Raw genomic sequence first — 18,330 nt, 5'->3', positions numbered from 1 at the left:
CCGTCAGCATAGCAGGGCGCCGGCTCGACACCGCTGCCTACGCCCGCTGCGGGCCTTCGTCGCGGGTTTTTCAGCCGGGGTTGGGGCAGCTGCCGGGAGAACGGACGGTCGAGGGCACCCACGCCGCGTCGAGGCGGGCGGCTGCGCGCGCATAGCCGTGCTCGTCGTCCACGTCGGGCGCGTCGGGCTCGGACACCAGGCCGTGCTCGTCGACGAGCGCGTTGGTGTTGGCGCTGCCGTAGATCAGCGCGTCGACGGGGACCTGCACGGTGGGGTCGAGCGCATCGAGCTCGGCGGCGTAGAGCGCGAGTCCGTCGGCCGCGGGGCCACTGTTCTGCAGGTCGGTGTCGAAGTCGACCGCTTGATCGAACACCGGCTCGCCGTTGTCGGGCGACGACAATGGCCCGCCGACCACGAAGCAGCCGCCGGCCGGGATGTTGCCGACCAGCTGCAGCGCGCTCTCGTAGGCGGGCCCGCCCCACGCGAGGGTGTAGCCGCCCAGCGCGATGGCGTGGTCGCAGGGATTGTAGAGCTCGACCCACTCGAGACCGTCGTCGGACATCGGCACGTCGTTGGCGACCTCGTGGAGGATCGGATGGCACGCACCGGCGACACCGGTGTCGCCGTCGTCGTCGCCCCCGCTGCCGACCTCGTCGCCGCTGCTCGCCACGCCGTCGTCGCTGCCGCTCCCCGGTCGCCCCTCGCCGGTGGTGCTGGTGGCGTCGAGGGTGGTGACGACGCCGTCGTCGTCGCGCGGCCCTTCGGCGGCGCTGCCCGTGGTGCTGCCGACCTCGTCGGGGTCACCACCGTCGGCCTGGCCGATGTCGGCGCCCGAGTTCGCCTCCAACGGATGGCCGGCGCACGCCGTGATCGCGATCGCGATGCAACCGACGCGCACGCGCAGCGTCATGGAGTACGAGGGCGGTGCAGACGTCATCGGTGGATCCGGGGGCGCGAACGCAGCAACGCCGCCTCCAGCCGAGGGCGCGAAAGAGCGCTCTCGGTCGTCAGCGGCTGTCAGTGCGAAGGGGGGGACTCGAACCCCCACAGGTTACCCCGCCAGATCCTTAGTCTGGTGCGTCTACCAATTCCGCCACCTTCGCGAGGTGCCCGGGCCCTCGGCCGGGGAGGCCGGGAGCGGCGAGGCGGGATGGGTAGCACACGCCGACGCTCGCCCGCAAGGGGCCATTCGCAGGGACGAGGACGCCCGCGGCGGCGCGGGGGCCATCGCCGACGCCAACGCCCAGGGATCGCGTCGCCGCGGCTGGGTCGTCGGCCGCCCCGAAGGGGCCCCCGAGGGCCCGCGACGAAGCCGGCGGGCGCTTGGGTCCCCCGGCGGCCGCGATCAGGCCAACATCTCGCCGACCTCGTGCAGACGCAGCACGTTCACGCTGCCGCGCTTCTTGATCGGCTGGGCGACGGTGATCACCACCCGGTCGTGCATCTCGAGCAGGCCCTTGTCGAGGATCGCATGGTCCATGTCGATGAAGATCGTCTCGCCGTCCTCGGACGCGGGCGAGAACAGCACCGGCATCACGCCCCAGTAGAGCGCGAGCGTCTGGTAGGTGTCGGGGTTGGGCGTGAACGCGTAGATCGGCATCCGCGGGCGGTACTCGCTGACGAGCCGCGCGACGCCGCCGGAGACCGTGTACGTGATGATGGCGCGGGTGTCGGGCCAGGCCTCGGCGGCGTTGACCGCCGCGAACGCGATCGCGTTGGTGGTGTGGCCCAGCTCGAGATCGACCCGCTTGGTCTGCCACGCCCGCGGTGCGCCCTCGGTGGTGCGGATGATCTTGTCCATCGTGCGTACCGCCAGCACCGGGTGAAGGCCGGTCGCGGTCTCGCCCGAGAGCATCACCGTGTCGCTGCCGTCGAGCACGGCGTTGGCGACGTCGGAGGCCTCCGCACGGGTCGGCCGCGGCTTGCGGATCATCGACTCCAGCATCTGCGTGGCCGTGATGACGAGCTTGCCGTGGCGGTTGGCGGCCTCGATCGCGCGCTTCTGGATGATCGGCACCGCCTCCGGGCCCATCTCCACGCCGAGATCGCCGCGGGCGATCATGATGCCCTCGGCCGAGCGCACGATCTCGTCGAGCGCCTCGATGGCCTGGGGCTTCTCGATCTTGGCGATGAGCGGTCGCATGCGGCCCATCTTGCGCATGACGTCGCGTGCGACCTCGAGATCTTCGGGCTTGCGCACGAACGAGAGCGCGACCACGTCGACGCCGAGCTCGAGCGCGAACTCGAGGTCCTCGCGATCCTTCTCGGTCAGCGCCGGCACCGGCAGCTCGACGCCCGGCAGGTTGATGCCCTTGTTCGACGATAGCAGGCCGCCCTGCACGACGGTGGTGTTGAGCACATGGCCATCGGCACCGTTGGCGGTGAGCTCGATGTTGCCGTCGTCGAGCAGGATGCGATCGCCGGCGCGGACATCCTCGGTGAGACGCTCGTAGGTCGTCGTCACCGCTGCGATCGTGCCCTCCTGCACGACGGCATCCTCGGGGTTGGTGCTGATGCGCAGCTTGTGGCCGGCCTCGAGCATGAAGCCCTCGCCGGGGATCTTGCCCACGCGGAGCTTGGGCCCCTGCAGGTCCGCGAGGATCGCGACCGCCATCCCGCGGCGACTGGCCTCCTGGCGGATGGTTCGATAGGTCTTGGTATGGACCTCCTTCGAGCCGTGCGAGAGGTTCAGCCGACACGCGTTCATGCCGGCGTCGATCAGTGCACCGATGACCTCCGGGCTGGAGCTCGCGGGGCCCAGCGTGCAGAGGATCTTGCAGCGACGCGGCGGTTGGCTGGCGGGGGAGCGCATGCGCGGCAAGCATGCCGATTGCGGCCGCGCAGCGCCACGTCGGCCCTGTGCCCGTCGCGCGAGCGCCGTGTGCGCGAACGTCACGCTCGCGTGCGCGGGGATCTACGCCCCGCGTCTACAGGCGCTCGTCGAGCACGGCTGCGAGCTCCTCGGGGTCGAGCTTGCGGCCGTCGACGACGTAGCCCGGGGTCCCGCGGATGCCCTTCTCGCGGGCCTCGGCGGCGAGTCGCGCAGCCTCGCGCTGGGTCTCGAGGTTGTCGTCGACGCAGGCGTGCAGCGCCGCCGGGTCGAGGCCGACGTCGCGTGCAGCCTGGTCGAGATCGACGCTGCGCTCGCCGGTGCCATGGGCGAACAACCAGCTGTCGGTCTGCCAGAACTTGCCCTGCTGATCGGCACAGATCGCGACGCGCAGCATCACGCAGCCGCTGATGCCGATGTCCGTGCAGCGCAGCCGCGGTTGCTGGTGCCGCACGATTCGGAGCGCGTCGGGGTGCTTCGACAGCAGCCCGTGCATGCGCGCGGTCGCGATGCGGCAGTGTCCGCAGGCGTAGTCGGTGTACTCGTGCACGACCAGGGTCGGCTCGCTGGCGCCGATCCACGGGAAGCCGTCCTCGTCGTGGCCGGTCGCCCACGGCAACTCGCGGGTCCACAGCACGCCCGACCAGTACGTCGGTGCGAACAACCGCACGCCCAGCCCGATCACCAACGGCACCGCGATCGCGCCGATCCAGTCGGCGCGGGTCGGTGCACCGAGCTCGTCGCGCTGTCGCCAGGCGACCACGAACAGCGCGATCGCCACCAAGTGGATCGCCTCGCAGAACAGGCACACCGCGCCGACATGGGCCAGCTCCTCGACCAGCAGCGCGACCGAGGCCAGCGCGGCGAACCCCGACAGCGGCAGCAGCAGCCGCGAGCGTCGCCACGCCAGCAGCATCAGGGCGTAGAAGCCGAGCGCCCCGATGGCCGGCAGCGGCAAGCCGAACAGCACCGAGAAGCGCGACAGCGTGACGGCGTTGCAGTCGAAGGTCTCGCCGACGTGGCAGATGCTGTCGGCGGTGGGGAACAGGTAGGTCCGCACGTGCAGCACCTGCAGGATGCCGCTGACGACGAGACCCACCAGGGCCAGGCCGGTCGCGAGCGAGCGTCCGAGGGTGGGGCCGCGCGGGGCCGCAGGCGCATCCATGGCCGCGATGCTGTCACGGCCGACCGCGGCCGGCAACGTCACGGCGGGCGCCAGCGCAGCAGCATGGGGCAGTGATCACTGGTGCCAGCGAGATCGCGATCGGGGTAGGCGTCGGTCGAGCGCAGTGGTGCACAACCGTGACGCGCGCACGCACCCAGCGGCTCGAGGCTCGGCGCCGCTGCGACGGCGCCGCCGACGAATGCGAGGTCGAGCAGCGACGGTTCGAGCCACGCGTCGCGTCGACGACCGTCCCAGTACGCCGAGCAACCGGCCGCCGGCACCACCGCGCGCAGACCCACGCGTGCGAGCACCGAGCTGAGCGCGGCCCGCTCGTCGTCGGCCGAGAGGTCGTCGTCGCCGGTCACGTTGAAGTCGCCGATCACGACGATCGCGTCGTGGTCGCCGGACGCAGCGGCGCGCGCGATCACCTGCGCGAGCGCGGCCCACTGCAGCCGACGCTGCGGCAGTCCCCGCGGCGTCGCCTTGAGGTGCACGACCACCACCCGCAGCCGCGTGTCGCCCTCGCGCAGCAGGAACTCGACCGCCGGACGCACACGGCCGCCCAGCTCGAGCTCGCGGTGCTCGCGGGGGCCCTCGAGCAGCTCCACGTGATCGGCGATCGCGAGGCCGAGTCGTTGATCGCGTGCGCCCCCGTGCTGCGACAGCAGCACGCGACGCCCGGGCAACATCGTCGCCAGCGCCTCGGCGTCGAGCACCTCCTCGACCGCGACGATCGGCGCGTCGACCTCGGCCAGCGTCGCCGCCATCGCGGCGACGTCGTGGTCGGCGGCGGTGAAGTTGCGCAGGTTCCACGTCACGACGGTGCCGTCGGTCGCGGCCCCACGGTCGCGCCAGCAGCCCTCGCGGACGCCGTGGTGCGTGGCCACGGCGGCGACCAGGGCGGTGATGGTCAACCATCGTGGCGGGGACACGCGGCCTGCATTCGGCCGCGCACGCCGGATCGTTGCGATCGCCGTCGCCCGACCCCACGGGTCACCTGCGCCGACTACCCCTCGAACTCGAAGCGCGTGAGATCGACGTGGACGTTGCGCACCATGCTCGCCACCCGCGGGCGCTCGGCGGCGCCGGGCTCGATGTCACGCAGCTGCGCGGTGTAGCCACCACCCAGCAGCGCGATGCGCTTGCTGTCGTGCACGAGGCTGGTCGCGACCACCACCGTGCGCGCACCGCCGGGCAGGGTGATGCCGCGGGCGTTGCGTCCCAGCACCGTCAGCGTCAGGCCGCTGTCGTCGTCGAACGGCGCGTCGACCCACAGATCGGCGTGGGGCACCGAGTCGGCCGCCTGCGATAGCTCGATCTCGAGGCGGACGCCCCAGCTGCGACGTAGTGCGCGGCGGCGGATCCCGTCGAGCAGCAGGCCGGCGTCGAACTCGTAGACACCATCGGGATCGAGCCCGCCCATGCTGAAGATGGGCATCGACACCGTGTACGTGGGACGGAAGCTATCGGCGTCGGGCGGCTCTCCCGAGCTGGCACCGACGCCGAACGCGATGCGCAGCGCGGCGAGCTGCGGCGGCTCGAACAGGTGCGTGCTCGGGCTGTCCGGCAACGACACCGAGCCTTCGGAGACGCGGGGCACCACGACGCGACGCGACATGGTGCCGAGACTATCACGCACCGCGGCAGGGCCGTGCGGGTGCGATCGGGGCGAGCTACGCCCGGGCGTCCATGTGCTGCTTCTTGCGCTCGCGTCGCTTGCGGCGGCGCTCGGCCTCGCGGAGCTTCCGCTTGCTCTTCACGCTCGGCTTCTCGTAGTGACGGCGGCGCTTGATCTCGCGCAGCACGCCCTCGCTCGCCATGAGGCGCCGCAGCTTGCGGATCGCTCGCTCGACGCCGCGGTCGTCGACCTTCACCTCCAGCGGACGACCTTGCACGGGCTCGTACTGGTTGCGGTCGACGGTCGTGACCGTGGGGGTGGCCGGCGTTTGCGTCTCGGGCGTCGTCATCGAAGGGAGGCACATATAGGAGAGGGGGGCGCTCGCGGTCAACCCCCACACCCGCAGGTCCCGCAGCGTCGCCTGCAACGGGGGGTGTGACCGCTCACAGGCGATCGGCCCCGATGGCCGCCACGCGGCCGCCGTCGACCACCAGACGCGTGCCGGTCACCCAGCTGGCGCGCGCCAGGTAGAGGACGGCCTCGGCGACGTCGTCGGGCCCGCCGATGCGACCGAGCGGGATCTGCCGCAGGATGGCCGCGCGCACCGAGCTGCCGGGGGCGTGCCGCTCGTCGGTCGGCCAGGCCACCGTGCCGGGGGCGATCGCGTTGAAGCGAATCGGTGCGAGCTCGACCGCCAGCGCCCGGGTCGCGAAGTCGAGCGCCGCCTTTGCGATTCCGTGGTCGACGTGCCCGCCCAGCGGATGCATGCCCGCGACGTCGACGATGTTCACGACGTTGCCACCGGCCTGTTCGAGCGCCGGCACCAAGCTGCGCACCAGCGACAGCGGCGCCACGAGGTTGACCTCGAGCACGCGTCGCAGGTCGTCGTCGTCGCGATCGACGAAGCGACCGTGCTCGAAGCTCGCGGCGTTGTTGACCAGTAGATCGAGGCGGCCCTCGTCCCACGCGCACACGCGCTCGGCCAGTGCGCGTCGCTGGCTGGCATCGGCCAGGTCGGCCACCAGCACGTCGATCACCGCCTGCTCGCCCGCGCGCGCGCGCAGCTCGTGGGCCAGCGCCTCGGCCTCGCGGGGGGAGTGGTGGTGGTGGAGCCACACGCGATAGCCGGCGTCGACCAGCGCGCCGGCGATCACGGCACCCACCCGCCGTGCGGAGCCGGTGACCAGGGCGACTGCGGCGTGTGACGGCGTCGTCATGCGCGGGCGTTCGTGACGGTAGCAAGTTTCCCGGGCGCGGCGTCGTCGAGGCCTCACCGTCGCTCGCGGCGACCGCCGCCCACCGCCGGCGGCGCGGGCGGCCGGTTGACAGCATGGCGGCGGCTGGGCCAGCGTGGGGGCCCGTGCGAGCCAAGCCACTGACGCTCAAGGACATGATCGACGGCAGCGGCTGCACGCCGCGGACCGTGCGGTACTACGAGCGCGAGGGGCTGCTGCGAGCAGCCCGCACCAGCGGCGGCCATCGGCTGTTCCAGGCAGCCCAGCTCGAGCGACTGCGCTTCATCATCGCCCTGCGCGAGGCCGGCTGGACCCTCGAGGAGGTCACCGAGTTCCTCGACGTGCGCAGCCAGGGCGACGGCGATCGCGAGGCCATGCGACGGCTCGAGCAGCTGATGCAGTCCCACGTCGAGCGGCTCGAGCGCAAGCTGGAGATCCTGCAGCGACTGCGCGCCGATCTCGATCAGACCGGGCTGCTGCTGAAGGTCTGCCACGCCTGTGTGCCGCCCACCGGCGAGGTCGCGTGCGAGACCTGCGATCGCCTCGCGCCGCTCGCCGAGCTGCCGCGCAGCTTCCGGCTGGCCTGGCGCGCACGCGAGCTCGATGCTCAGTTGTTCGACGAGCCCTCGGCCGACATGCTCGAGGGCGAGGCGACGCCGTGACTACCGCGGCCGCGGGCGATCGCGACGCGCTCGCGGCGGCGGTCGCTGCCCTGCTGCGGGCGGCCGGGGCCGATCTCGCGGCCAAGGACTTCGCCGACACGCCCGACCGCGTGGCGCGGCTGTGGTGCGACGCGTTCCTCGGCGGCAACCGGCTCGATCCGGCGGTCATCCTCGGCCATCCGGTCGAAGGCGAGGCCCCGACCGAGATGGTCGTGGTCCGCGACCTGCCGTTCGCCGGCATGTGCCCGCACCATCTGCTGCCTTACATCGGACGCGCCACCATCGCGTACCTCCCGGGTGACAAGCTGGTGGGGTTCGGTCGCCTCGGCGAGCTGGTGCGGTGCTTCACCGCCCGGCTGACGCTACAGGAGCGCGCCGGCAACGACATCGTCGACGCGATCATGACCCACCTGCAGGCGCGCGGCGCCGCGTGCATCATGGTGGGCCAGCACGCGTGCCTGCGGATCCCCGAGACCCGCCACGACGCCGAGGTCGTCACGGCGTCGTTCCGCGGCGAGTTCCGCGATCGCGCCGAACTCCGCGATCGGCTGATGCCGCGCGCGAGCTGACGTGACGTGACGGCAAGGGGGGCGGCACGTGCGTCCGCCTCGACTCCCAGGATGACAAAGCAATGCCGATGCGCAAGCCGGCGGTGCGCGCGGCCGCGGCTGCGCGATCGCGAGGCGCCGTGAACATCGTTCTCGCCGGGGCCGTGTCGGGCGGTGGGACCGCTGGCGCGCAGCTTTCGAAGCGGTCGGCTATCGCCAGGTCGGGGGTTGTCGACTAACCTTCCGGTCGGGCGCCCCTCATGCTCGACGATGTCGAACTCGCGGAAGATGTCTTGACGGCGCTGCCGATCTTTCCGCTGCCGAACGTGGTGCTGTTGCCGGGCATCGTGCTTCCGCTCAACGTCTTCGAGCCCCGCTATGTCGATCTCGTGGACCACGTGATCGCGCACCACCGCCACGTCGGCGTACCGCTGCTGCGGCCCGGCTTCGAGCGCAACTACGAGGGGCGCTGCGAGGTCGAGCCGGTGTTCGGCATCGGTCGACTGCTGTCGCACCAGCGGCTGCCGGACGGGCGTCGCTTCATCCGCCTCGAGGGCGTCCGCCGCGTGCGCGCGCTCGAGGAGCTGTCGTGCGTGACCCGCTTCCGCCAGCTGCAGGTGGAGCTGCTGCCGGAGGAATCACCCGACGACGACGACCGCGTCGAGGTGCTGAAGGCCCAGCTCGAGCGCATCTCCAAGTCGCTGCCGACCGACGACCAGCAGCTGCTGAACTCGGTGCTGATGATCCCCGACGCGCGGGTGCTCTTGTATGCGATCGCGGCCGTGATGCCGACCTTCGGCTGCATGCCGACCAACGTCGACGGCCGCGCGCGCTCGCCGGTGCTCGAGGTGCAGCAGCGCTGCCTCGACGCCGAGACCGCCGACCTGCGGGCGCAGTGGCTGTTGGAGTGCAGCCAGAACATCTGCAACGAGCTGCACGACAGCGGCCGCTACCCCCGCTCGATGCTGAACTGAGCGCTCGCCGTAACGATCGGGTGCCCAGGGCAGTTGGGGAGGCGTGGTGCGCACGCACGACGCGAGGGGCCCATGACTGCGGCGGGCATGGCAGACTGTGTCCGTGGCGGCGCACAGTCCTGGCGCGGTGGGTTCGTCGTGACGGCCGAGGGCGAGATCCGTCAGCTCGCGGCGCTCATGCGCCGCTACGCGGATGACGACCCCGCAGCCTTCGTCGAGCTGCACCGCATCGTGGCCCCGCGGGTGCGCGCGGCGATTCGCGGGGTCGCCGACGTCGGCGCAAGCGTCGAGGATCTGCTGCAGGTCACGATGATGCGGGCCCACCTCGCGCGCACCCGCTTCGAGCCACCCGCGCCCGATGCCGGTGCGGCCGTGCTGGCGTGGTACTGCACGATCGCCCGCAACGTCGCGCGGGCGTGGCTGTCCGAGTCGGGGCGTCGCATGGTGCCGACCGACGACACCGGCTTCGCGAGCCTGCCCGCGCTCGGCGATCCCGAGCAGGACCGCATCGAGGCCGATGGTCGCAGCGCCGCGATCGACACCCTCGACGATGCGCTCGCGCAACTCCCCGCGGGGCAGCGCGAGCTCATCACGCTGCACAAGCTGCAGGGCATGTCGTTTCGCGACATCGCGGCGCGCCTGGGCGTGCGCGAGACGGCCGCCCGCGTGCGGGCACATCGCGCCTATCGGGCGCTCGCGCGACTGCTCGGGGTCGCGACGAAGGGAGACGTGACGTGAGCGAGCCTTCGCCCACGATCGCGGCCATCACCGCCGATCTGCAGTGTCGCTGGCGTCGGCGCTGGCGGGCCTGGGGGGTGTGGACGGTGATCGAGCTGGCTGCGATCGCGGCCCTGCTCGCGATGGTGCACCCGCGGGCCGACCTGTGGACGCGCGGCGGCTGGCGTGTCGCGCTCGAGCTGGCGGGCTGGGTGGTCGCCCTCGCGGCGCTGCCCTTGCTCGCACTCGGTCTGTGGCACCCCGCGGCCGCAGTGCGCACGACGATGATCGTCGGCACGGTGATCGCGTTGACGCTGGCGGCGACCGGTGGCGTCGCGCCGCTGCACGCAGGTGCGATCTTCGGTGATTGCGGACTGCTCGTCGGCCTCGCCGGGCTGACCGCTGCCGCATCGCTCGTGCTCGCCGGCGCGGCTGCGCCGGACCGCAGCCGTGCCGCGCCGACCTTGCTGGCGTTCGCGGTCGCCGCGACCGCGTTCCTCACCGCGACCTGGGTGTGCCCGCTCGATGCGTGGACCCACGTGGTGCTGGGGCACTGGCTGCCGGCGGGAGTGCTCGCGGGCGTCGTGGCGGTGTGGGTTCGCGCCCGTCGCGGCCGCGCGCGCCCGGGCTTCGCCGCGGTGTGAACGACGGCCCGCGAACCCGCGACCTCACTGCACCGTGCGCAGCAGGCTGCTGCGCTTGGGCCCGGTCGCACTGCGCACGCTCGCGGCCATCGCCGCCTGGGCCGCGAGTTCGAAGAACGCCCGCGAGACCTCGCCTTCGGGATCGTCTTCGACCACCGGCCGGCCGCTCTCGCCGCCATAGGCCACGCGGGGCTCGATGGGGATCTGCGCCAGCAGCTCGACGTTGAACTCGCTCGCCAGTCGCCGACCGCCGCCGGCGCCGAAGATCTCCGCGCGGTGACCACACGATGGGCAGCAGTAGAGGCTCATGTTCTCGGCCACGCCGAGCACCGGCACCTCGAGCTTGCCGAACATGTCGATGGCCTTGCGCACGTCGATGAGCGCGACCTCCTGCGGGGTCGTCACCACGATCGCACCGGTGATCGGGATCAGCTGACACAGTGAGAGCTGGGCGTCACCGGTGCCGGGTGGCAGGTCGACGATCAGGTAGTCGAGCTCGCCCCAGCGCACGTCCTCGAGGAACTGCGTCAGCAGCTTGTGGATCATGGGGCCGCGCCAGATCACGGCCTTGCCGGGCTCCACGAAGTACTCGACGCTCATCACCGGCATGCCGCGGTAGCGCGCCGGCGCGATGCCGCCGCCAGCCTCCGCGGTGGTCGCCTCGCTCTGCGCGACGCCCAGCATCTTGGGCACGCTGGGGCCGTAGATGTCGGCGTCGAGGATGCCGACGCTGGCGCCGAGCTTCGACAGCGCCATCGCGACGTTGACGCTCACCGTGCTCTTGCCGACGCCGCCCTTGCCGGCGGCCACCGCGATGATGTTCTTCACGGTCGGTAGCCGCGCGAGATCGGCGCGGGCGGGCTTGAACGGCACCCGCAGGGTCCACTCGATCGACAGCCCATCGAGCGCGAGCTGTGCCAGCGCGCCACGAATGGCGGTGTCGAGCTCCGGGCGTCGCGGGTAACCCGGGGAGATCAGCTGCACCACGAGCTTCGCGGTGCGTGCGGCGTCGTCCGCCTCGACGCCGGCGAGCTGACCACTCGCGACGATGCGGTTGCCCGACGCGGGGTCGGTCACCTCTGCGAGTGCGGCGCGGATCTGTTCGGTGAGGCTGCTCATGGCGCGTGGACCTTCGCCCGCGGGGACGCACGCAGCGCGAGGCGGCGGCCCCCGAAAGGCGCGGCACATGTAGCACCGAGGGGCGCCACAAGCTACCCTCGCGTCAGGTATCCGAGAAAGGCTCGCGACATGGCAGTGCTCGACGTCGTCAAGTATCCCGATCCGCGGCTGCGCGAGCCGACCGTCGCGGTCGAGCAGTTCGACGACGGCCTGCGCGAGCTCGTGCGCGACCTCGCCGACACCATGTTCGCGCAAAATGGGGCCGGCATCGCGGCGATCCAGGTCGGTCGCTTCGAGCGCGTGTTCCTCATCGACGGCCGCGTCGCCGGCCGCGAGGACGACGAGCCGGTCGCGTTCGTCAACCCCGAGCTGGTCGAGGGCGGTCGTGGCATCTCGATCTCCGAGGAGGGCTGCCTCAGCTTTCCGGGCGTGTTCGTCGAGGTGAAGCGTCCGCGGTGGGTGAAGTTCCGCGCCCAGGACGTCCACGGGGAGTGGTTCGAGATCGAGGGCGAAGGCCTGCTCGCGCGCGCGCTGCAGCACGAGCTCGACCACCTCACCGGTCGCCTGCTGGTCGACATGGTCGGGCTGGTCAAGAAGGAGATGATCAAGCGCAAGATGAAGCGCTGGCACTCCCAGAACGACGGCGACGGCGACGGCGATGCGGTCGTCGACGAGGGCGCCCCGGTCGGCGCGTGAACGCGGGCGGCCGCGGAGCCGCGGTCGCGCGGGCGCTGGCGTGGGCGCTCGGCTGGCTGCTGGTCCTCCTGGTCGCCGCCCCGGCGCGGGCCGACGATACGCTCGGCTTCGCGGTCGAGCGCCACGAGCTTCCGTCGCGACTGTGCGTCGACGAGCGCACCCGCGTGGCGTTGACGTTGCGCAACGACGGTGCACTGCCGTGGTCGGCCGCGCTCGGCGATCGACTGGCGTACCACTGGCTCGACGCCGACGGCCGCGAGGTCGTCCGCGAGGGGCGACGCACGCGAATCGTCGGCGTGGTGCTGCCCGGTGCGACCGCGCAGCTGCAGGTGCGGGTCGACGCACCCGCCGATCCCGGCCGCTACACGCTGGTGTGGGCGATGGTCCGCGATCGCGTGCGGTGGTTCCCCGATCCCAGCGGCGCGATCGGCCACGCGCGCGTGGCCGTCGAGGTCGTCGCAGGTGCGCCGTCGCTGGGCTTCTCGATCGTCGAGGCCGATCCCGTCGCAGCGCCCGCGGGTGAGCGCACGCGCACGCGGGTGGTCGTGCGCAACGACGGTTGCGCGACGCTGTCGGCGGCGTTCGGCGACGCACTCGCCTATCACGTATACGACGGTGATGGTCGCGAGCTCGTGCACGAGGGCGTGCGCACGCCGCTGCCGGCGCTGCCGGCCGGTGCGCAGGTCGAGCTCTCGGCCGAGGTCGAGCTGCCGCCGTTCACCGGTGCGGCGTGGCTGGTCTGGGAGCCCGTGCGCGAAGAGGTCGCGTGGTTCGGTGCGCCGCGGCAGGGCGACGCTCGCACGGAGCTGGTCGCCGATGCGCCGGCGTTGGCGTGGTCGCTGCAGCGCGAGCTGCCCGCGGAGCTGGGCGGCTTCGCCGGCGCGGCCGCATCGATCGAGGTGGTCGTGCGCAACGACGGCGAGCGCACGTGGAGCAGCGCCGACGGCGACGCGCTGTCCTACCGCCTCTTCGACGCCGAGCAGCGGCCGTTGTCGATCGAGGGTGTGCGCACGCCACTGCCCCACACGGTCGAGCCCGGCGAACTCGTGCAGCTGTCGCTGCGCGTCGAGCTGCCGGGCGCTGCGGGTCGCTATCACCTGCGCGTGCAGCCGGTGCGCGAGCACGTGCGTTGGTACGGCCCCGCGGCCGACGACCCCGAGGGCTGGGACGACAGCGTGCGGCTCGAGGTGGGGCCGCCGCAGTTCGCATGGTCGATCGAGGCCATCGCGTGGCCAACGCGTGCGTGGGCGGGGCGCTCGACGACGGTGCGCGCCGTGCTGCGCAACGACGGCGCCGACACCTGGTCGCCGGCCCAGGGCGATCGCGTGGCCTATCGCTTCGTCGATGGTGATGGCGTGCTCGCCCCCGGCGAGGCGATGCGCACCGAGCTGCCCCACGCGGTCGCGCCCGGCGAGTCGCTCGCGGTCGACGTGCGCGTGCGGGCGCCCGACCGCCCGGGCCCCTGGCAGCTCGAGCTCGCGATGGTGCGCGAGCACGTGGCCTGGTATCCGCCGCCGCAGCAACGACCACCGGTGGTGCGCACCGTCGTGCTGCGCCGGGGCCTGGTGGTGTGCACCGTCGCGCTCGCGCTGCTCGTGATCGCGGGCTTGCTCGTGCGCCGGAGTGCGAGCGAGCACTGGCTCGTCGGGTTGGTCGCGGTCGGCTGGGCGCCGCTGCACCTGGCGGTCGGCGCCGGCCTCATCGGCGAGCTCTTCGACGATCTCGCCGGCATCGAGCCGTGGGCGGGGACCGAGACCATCGCCTGGTCCGGCGCGGTGCTGTGGGCGCTGCCGCTGCCGCTGCTGCCGTCGCGGTGGCGCCGACGCGTCGCGGCCGGCGTGCTGGTGTTCGCGTGCGCGCTGGCCCTGGTGGACCTCGGCTACCTCGATTTCTTCGGCTCGATCGTGCCGAGCTCCGCCCTGGTCGCGCTGCACCACCTCGGTGATGCGCACGCGACCGTGTTCTCGCTCTGGCACGACGCCTACCTGCAGTTGCTGACGCCGCTGTTGCTGCTGGTGTCGTTGTTCGCGCTCGCGCCCCCACGACGCGAGAACGCGGGCCTCCGCGTGATCTGGGGCGCGCTGGCGCTGGTGGCCGCGTGGCCGGCGATCGCCGCCCTGCGCGAGCTGGCCGACTCGCCGATCGGTGCGCGGGTGTTCTCCGAACGCGACAACGTCGGCCGCTTCGGACTGTGGAACGCCCACGCGTTCGAGCTCTCGCGCACGCTGTCGCGCTGGCTCGGCGTCGATGCGCTCGCACCCGGGGAGCGCCGCGAGCTCGCGCAGTGGCTGCACGCGCGCGCGGACGCGCGGCCACGCCCGAGCGGGTCGGCACGCGGCGCCAACCTGGTCGTGATCCAGGTCGAAGCGATGCAGGCGTGGGTGCTCGACGCCGAGATCGGGGGCGAGCCGGTGATGCCGTTCGCACACGGGGCCGATCGCACCGCCCGGGTGTTCACCCACGTGTTCGATCAGACCGCGCAGGGCCGCACGTCGGACGCCGAGTACGCGGTGCTGCAGTCGAGCCACCCGTTGCGCGCGGGCTCGTTGGCATTCCTGCGCGCCGACAACCGCTTCGACACGCTCGCGCACCGGCTGCTCGACGCCGGCTACACCACCAGCTCGGCGCACCCCTACGCGCGCGGCTTCTGGAACCGCGCGACCATCCACCCGCGCTACGGCTTCCAGCACTCGTGGTTCCGCGAGGAACTCGGCGACGGCCCGCTGGTCGGGTGGGGGCTCTCGGACGTCGCCTTCCTCGAGCGCATGGGTGTGGCCTACGGCCGCGAGCCGCAGCCATTCTTCGGCTTCCTCGTGACGCTCAGCCTGCACCACCCCTACGACGACTTCCCGATCGCGCTGGCCGAGCTCGACACGGGATCGCTGTCGTCGCCGGCGCTCGCCAACTACCTGCAGGGCATGCGCCACGCCGACCGTGCGCTGGCGCGCTTCTTCGAGGTCCTGCGCGCCGAGGGGCTCGCCGATCACACCGTCGTGATCGTGTACGGCGATCACGTGGCGGGTCTGCCCGACAGCCCCGAGCTGCGCGCGCTCGAGGGCGCGACCGCGTGGGACCCAACCGTACCCACGCGCATGCACAGGGTGCCCGCGTTGGTGTTCGCGCCAGGTCTGGCGCCGGGGCGCGACGATCGCATCGGCGGGCACATCGATCTGGCCCCGACGGCGCTCGACCTGCTGGGCATCGCGCCCGCGCCGACGATGCTCGGGCGTTCACTGCTGGCGCCCGCCGAAGCGCGCGTGGTGGCGTTGCCCGATGGATCGGCGATCGCCGACGACCGGCTGTGGCTCGCACGCGGCCGCGACGACATCTCGGGCGGCGGCTGCTTCGATCGCGACGGTCGAGCCCGCCCGCGCGAGGACTGTGACGGCTTGGTGCGCGACGCTGCGGCCGAGCTGTGGGCGGCACGTGCGGTGCTGGACCACGATCTCCACCGCGCGCCTGCGCCGTGACGGCTGCGGTTGCGCCGTGCACGTGCGCGGTCGTATCATCGGTGCCCATCGAGGAGCGCCATGGCCGGCCCGAACCTCCGTTTGTCCCCGTCTCTACTGATCGCCTGCGCGCTCGCGTCGACCGTATCGGCGGCCTGCGGTCTCATCGACGACCCCGCCCACTGCGCGAATCGGGGCGGCGACGCGGCCTGTCAGCAACTGTTCGGCGCGGCGTACCAGTGCAGCGTATGCACGCGCGTGGCCGACGGTTGCACGGCCGAGGGCATCACGGCCGAGTGCCGGGCCGCCAGCCCCGCGGACGGTAGCGGCTCGAGCACCGATGCCAGCGGCTCGGGGTCCGGTAGCTCCGAGGCTGGCAGCAGCACCGGCATGCCGGTCCCCGACTGCGAGGGCAGCGGCATGGTCGCGGGCTGCCCGGCCGAGCTGCCGTTCTGCGTCGACGGTAGCTGTGCGGGGTGTGCCGACGCCGGCGGTGACGAAGCCTGCGCGGCCGCGTCCGGCAGCACGCCGCAGTGCCATCCGAACACCGGCGCGTGCGTCGAGTGCTACGCCACGCCATCGCCGGCGTGCGGCGAAGATGCGCCGTTCTGCACCACCGAGTTCACGTGCGGCGGCTGCACCTCCCACGACGACTGCCCCGACTCCGCGTGCAACCTCTTCCGCGGCACCTGCATGGACGACGCGATCCAGGTCTGGATCGACGACGAGAACTGCGACAACGGTGCGTCCGGCAGCGCGAGCGCGCCGCTGTGCACGATCGACGCCGCCCTCAATCGCATCGCCACCGGTGACTCCGGGGTCATCCACGCCGGCGCGGCTGGGTTCGGCAAGCTGCGCCTCGAGAGCTGCTCGGTGCGCTACGTCGCGGTGCTCGGCGAGTCGTCGGTGACCACGATCTTCAACACCTCCGAGGTGCCGGGCGCCTCGACCATCAACGTCGCGTGCGGCAACGAGCTCATGCTCGACAACGTCCGCGTGCGACGCAACGTCGACTCGGCGGTCGAGTGTTCCAACGGCGGTCGCATCGCGTTGACGCGTGCGCGCGTCGACGACGGCCTGCGAGGGGTCCACGCCGACGACTGCAGCATCATCTCGCGGCGCTCGCGGTACCTCGAGCTCCGCGGCGCGGCATTCGAGGCCGTCAACGGCGCCGAGCTCGATCTCGAAGGCGACATCATCGCGGCGACGGTGAGCGATGACGACCCGATGACCACCGACGGCGGCGTGGTGATCGACGGCGCCTCGGTCGCGCTCCGGTTCGCGACCCTGGTCGACAACGTCGACGACAACGTCGTGTGCGAGGGCGCGTACGAGGTCTCGGCCCACAGCTCGATCGTCATCAACGAGGTCGGCGGGCCTTCGTTCGCGTGCGCCGATGCGGCGGTCGATCACAGCGTCATCGACAGCACGCTGACCAACGGCACCGAGAACAGCGCGCTCACCTTCGACGCGGGGTGGTTCCTGAACCGGCCGCAGCACGACTACCGCCTGGGCGGCGGTGGCTCGGCGCTCGACGGCATCGGCCGCTGGGACCCCGGCGACCCCCGCATCGACATCGACCGCGACCCCTGGCCCGACGTGCCGGGATCGGCGAGCTACCCGGGGGCAGACCAGCCGTGACGACGGAATTGGCCGAACGATCAGCGGCGGGCGACGGGGCCTCGGAGGCGCGCGGACACGCACCGCAGGGCCAGGTTCGCAACGGGTGCGACGCCGCGTCCGACACCGGTGGTTGCCCGCCGAGGCGCCGACCTGAGAAGGTCGATTGCGCTGCGCGGCACCGGACGCTGACCACCATGCTCTCGCTGCTCTGCCTCGTCGCTGTCGCCACCCCTTCCACCGCGCTCGCGCATGCATCGACGGCGATCACGATCGCCGCACCGGCACAGGTCCCGGTCGACGTCGATCTCGCGGGGCTCGAGCCGCTCGACCCCGAGGTCCGCGCGGAGCTCACCGGCTCCATCGCCAAGCGGGCCGCCGAGGTGATCGCCAAGCACGGGCTCCCGCGGGACCACGTGCACATCGATGTGACCTGGCGCGACGCCGCGAACTTCGACTATCTGGTGAAGCTCGCCTTCGATGCCCACGACGGCGTGCCGGCCTCGTCGCACAGCGCGTCGACCGGACCGGACGCCAAGCAGAGCGACTTGGACGAGGTCGCCGCGCAGGCGCTCGAGCGCTACCTCGCCGAGTGGACCAGCGCCCATGAGCAGGCGGTCGCGGCCAATCCCTCGAAGCCGCCGGCGGCCACCACCGCGACGCCACCGCCGACCTCCTCGACGGCACGTGGTCCGGGCAAGCGCACGCGGCTGGGCGGCATGGGCTGGGCGGGCGTGGGCATCATCGCCGGTGGCATGGGCGCGCTCGGTGGCGGCGTCGCGTTGTTGACCTTGAACGCCACCGACTCGCCCGACAACGTGCTGAAGCTGCGGAACTGGCGGCCGGCGGGCATCGGCCTCGCTGCCGCCGGCGGTGCGACCGTGGTCGTCGGCGTCGTGCTCGCCGCCGTCGGTGCCTCGCGCCAGCGCAAGCGCGACGCGAACGCCTTCGCACCGTGGATCGGCCCCGGCATGGCCGGACTCAGCCTCGCTCGGCGCTTCTGATGCTCCCATCGCGGCCCGCGACGCGTGCGGCTAGCCTCGACCTCCGACC

The 18,330-nt window shown here is 72.2% G+C and carries 17 protein-coding genes and 1 tRNA gene; 9 read left to right on the top strand and 9 right to left on the bottom strand.

Annotated features, from left to right (window positions below; genetic code table 11):
• Positions 1-70 precede the first annotated feature (70 nt).
• From IPH07_13705 to IPH07_13670, 8 genes are all read right to left on the bottom strand, one after another.
• A complete protein-coding gene (locus IPH07_13705; protein ID MBK6918446.1) occupies positions 71-937 on the bottom strand; it encodes a hypothetical protein in 867 nt (288 codons plus the stop codon).
• Positions 938-1,021: 84 nt separating this feature from the next.
• Positions 1,022-1,103, bottom strand: a tRNA-Leu gene (locus IPH07_13700).
• A gap of 242 nt (positions 1,104-1,345) precedes the next feature.
• A complete protein-coding gene (pyk, locus tag IPH07_13695) occupies positions 1,346-2,812 on the bottom strand; it encodes a pyruvate kinase (GenBank protein MBK6918445.1) in 1,467 nt (488 codons plus the stop codon).
• A gap of 115 nt (positions 2,813-2,927) precedes the next feature.
• Complete coding sequence (locus IPH07_13690; protein MBK6918444.1) at positions 2,928-4,037, bottom strand: thioredoxin domain-containing protein; 1,110 nt, start codon at positions 4,035-4,037, stop codon at positions 2,928-2,930.
• A complete protein-coding gene (locus IPH07_13685; GenBank protein MBK6918443.1) occupies positions 4,034-4,927 on the bottom strand; it encodes an endonuclease/exonuclease/phosphatase family protein in 894 nt (297 codons plus the stop codon). Before IPH07_13685 ends, IPH07_13690 begins: the two co-directional genes overlap by 4 nt.
• A 74-nt stretch (positions 4,928-5,001) precedes the next feature.
• Positions 5,002-5,613 (bottom strand): hypothetical protein, encoded by a 612-nt coding sequence (locus IPH07_13680; GenBank protein ID MBK6918442.1) that lies wholly within the window; start codon positions 5,611-5,613, stop codon positions 5,002-5,004.
• Between the two features lie 55 nt (positions 5,614-5,668).
• Positions 5,669-5,962: a 30S ribosomal protein S21 gene (rpsU, locus tag IPH07_13675; protein MBK6918441.1), complete on the bottom strand. Its 294-nt coding sequence runs from the start codon at positions 5,960-5,962 to the stop codon at positions 5,669-5,671.
• A 94-nt stretch (positions 5,963-6,056) separates the two neighbouring features.
• Positions 6,057-6,830, bottom strand: a complete 774-nt coding sequence (locus IPH07_13670) for an SDR family oxidoreductase (GenBank protein ID MBK6918440.1) — start codon at positions 6,828-6,830, stop codon at positions 6,057-6,059.
• 143 nt (positions 6,831-6,973) lie between these two features.
• Between IPH07_13670 and IPH07_13665 the strand changes: the two genes are divergently transcribed.
• The 5 genes from IPH07_13665 to IPH07_13645 all read left to right on the top strand — a co-directional run bounded on the left by IPH07_13665 (position 6,974) and on the right by IPH07_13645 (position 10,393).
• Positions 6,974-7,510 carry a MerR family transcriptional regulator gene (locus IPH07_13665; protein ID MBK6918439.1) on the top strand — a complete coding sequence of 179 codons (537 nt, stop codon included), beginning with the start codon at positions 6,974-6,976 and terminating at the stop codon, positions 7,508-7,510.
• Entirely contained in the window at positions 7,507-8,079 is a 573-nt protein-coding gene (locus IPH07_13660) for a GTP cyclohydrolase I (protein ID MBK6918438.1), read from the top strand. Before IPH07_13665 ends, IPH07_13660 begins: the two co-directional genes overlap by 4 nt.
• Positions 8,080-8,318: 239 nt before the next feature.
• Positions 8,319-9,032: an LON peptidase substrate-binding domain-containing protein gene (locus IPH07_13655; GenBank protein MBK6918437.1), complete on the top strand. Its 714-nt coding sequence runs from the start codon at positions 8,319-8,321 to the stop codon at positions 9,030-9,032.
• A gap of 87 nt (positions 9,033-9,119) precedes the next feature.
• A complete protein-coding gene (locus IPH07_13650; GenBank protein ID MBK6918436.1) occupies positions 9,120-9,770 on the top strand; it encodes an RNA polymerase sigma factor in 651 nt (216 codons plus the stop codon).
• The gene (locus IPH07_13645) at positions 9,767-10,393 is read left to right on the top strand and encodes a hypothetical protein (protein MBK6918435.1); all 627 of its coding nucleotides are present in this window, start codon (positions 9,767-9,769) and stop codon (positions 10,391-10,393) included. The genes IPH07_13650 and IPH07_13645 overlap by 4 nt, the downstream gene beginning before the upstream one ends.
• A gap of 24 nt (positions 10,394-10,417) precedes the next feature.
• On the opposite strand, the gene IPH07_13640 is transcribed toward IPH07_13645, so the two are convergent.
• Positions 10,418-11,581 (bottom strand): Mrp/NBP35 family ATP-binding protein, encoded by a 1,164-nt coding sequence (locus IPH07_13640; GenBank protein ID MBK6918434.1) that lies wholly within the window; start codon positions 11,579-11,581, stop codon positions 10,418-10,420.
• 60 nt (positions 11,582-11,641) lie between these two features.
• Between IPH07_13640 and def the strand changes: the two genes are divergently transcribed.
• The 4 genes from def to IPH07_13620 all read left to right on the top strand — a co-directional run bounded on the left by def (position 11,642) and on the right by IPH07_13620 (position 18,281).
• Complete coding sequence (gene def / locus IPH07_13635) at positions 11,642-12,208, top strand: peptide deformylase (GenBank protein MBK6918433.1); 567 nt, start codon at positions 11,642-11,644, stop codon at positions 12,206-12,208.
• Positions 12,205-15,678: a sulfatase-like hydrolase/transferase gene (locus IPH07_13630; GenBank protein MBK6918432.1), complete on the top strand. Its 3,474-nt coding sequence runs from the start codon at positions 12,205-12,207 to the stop codon at positions 15,676-15,678. The genes def and IPH07_13630 overlap by 4 nt, the downstream gene beginning before the upstream one ends.
• A 60-nt stretch (positions 15,679-15,738) precedes the next feature.
• Positions 15,739-17,298, top strand: a complete 1,560-nt coding sequence (locus tag IPH07_13625) for a hypothetical protein (protein MBK6918431.1) — start codon at positions 15,739-15,741, stop codon at positions 17,296-17,298.
• 176 nt (positions 17,299-17,474) lie between these two features.
• Complete coding sequence (locus IPH07_13620; GenBank protein ID MBK6918430.1) at positions 17,475-18,281, top strand: hypothetical protein; 807 nt, start codon at positions 17,475-17,477, stop codon at positions 18,279-18,281.
• Positions 18,282-18,330 lie beyond the last annotated feature (49 nt).

Source organism: Deltaproteobacteria bacterium, assembly GCA_016709225.1.
Taxonomy (GTDB): Bacteria; Myxococcota_A; Polyangia; order Nannocystales; family Nannocystaceae; genus Xiheibacterium; species Xiheibacterium phototrophicum.
This window is presented reverse-complemented; position numbering and strand designations above follow the sequence as displayed.

What these genes read in the sequence shown, in the direction of transcription:
- IPH07_13705 (MBK6918446.1), bottom strand. Translation starts at nt 937, where the DNA reads ATGACGTCTGCACCGCCCTCGTACTCCATGACGCTGCGCGTGCGCGTC.
- pyk (MBK6918445.1), bottom strand. Translation starts at nt 2,812, where the DNA reads ATGCGCTCCCCCGCCAGCCAACCGCCGCGTCGCTGCAAGATCCTCTGC.
- IPH07_13680 (MBK6918442.1), bottom strand. Translation starts at nt 5,613, where the DNA reads ATGTCGCGTCGCGTCGTGGTGCCCCGCGTCTCCGAAGGCTCGGTGTCG.
- rpsU (MBK6918441.1), bottom strand. Translation starts at nt 5,962, where the DNA reads ATGACGACGCCCGAGACGCAAACGCCGGCCACCCCCACGGTCACGACC.
- IPH07_13670 (MBK6918440.1), bottom strand. Translation starts at nt 6,830, where the DNA reads ATGACGACGCCGTCACACGCCGCAGTCGCCCTGGTCACCGGCTCCGCA.
- IPH07_13655 (MBK6918437.1), top strand. Translation starts at nt 8,319, where the DNA reads ATGCTCGACGATGTCGAACTCGCGGAAGATGTCTTGACGGCGCTGCCG.
- IPH07_13650 (MBK6918436.1), top strand. Translation starts at nt 9,120, where the DNA reads ATGGCAGACTGTGTCCGTGGCGGCGCACAGTCCTGGCGCGGTGGGTTC.
- IPH07_13640 (MBK6918434.1), bottom strand. Translation starts at nt 11,581, where the DNA reads ATGTGCCGCGCCTTTCGGGGGCCGCCGCCTCGCGCTGCGTGCGTCCCC.
- def (MBK6918433.1), top strand. Translation starts at nt 11,642, where the DNA reads ATGGCAGTGCTCGACGTCGTCAAGTATCCCGATCCGCGGCTGCGCGAG.
- IPH07_13625 (MBK6918431.1), top strand. Translation starts at nt 15,739, where the DNA reads ATGGCCGGCCCGAACCTCCGTTTGTCCCCGTCTCTACTGATCGCCTGC.
- IPH07_13620 (MBK6918430.1), top strand. Translation starts at nt 17,475, where the DNA reads ATGCTCTCGCTGCTCTGCCTCGTCGCTGTCGCCACCCCTTCCACCGCG.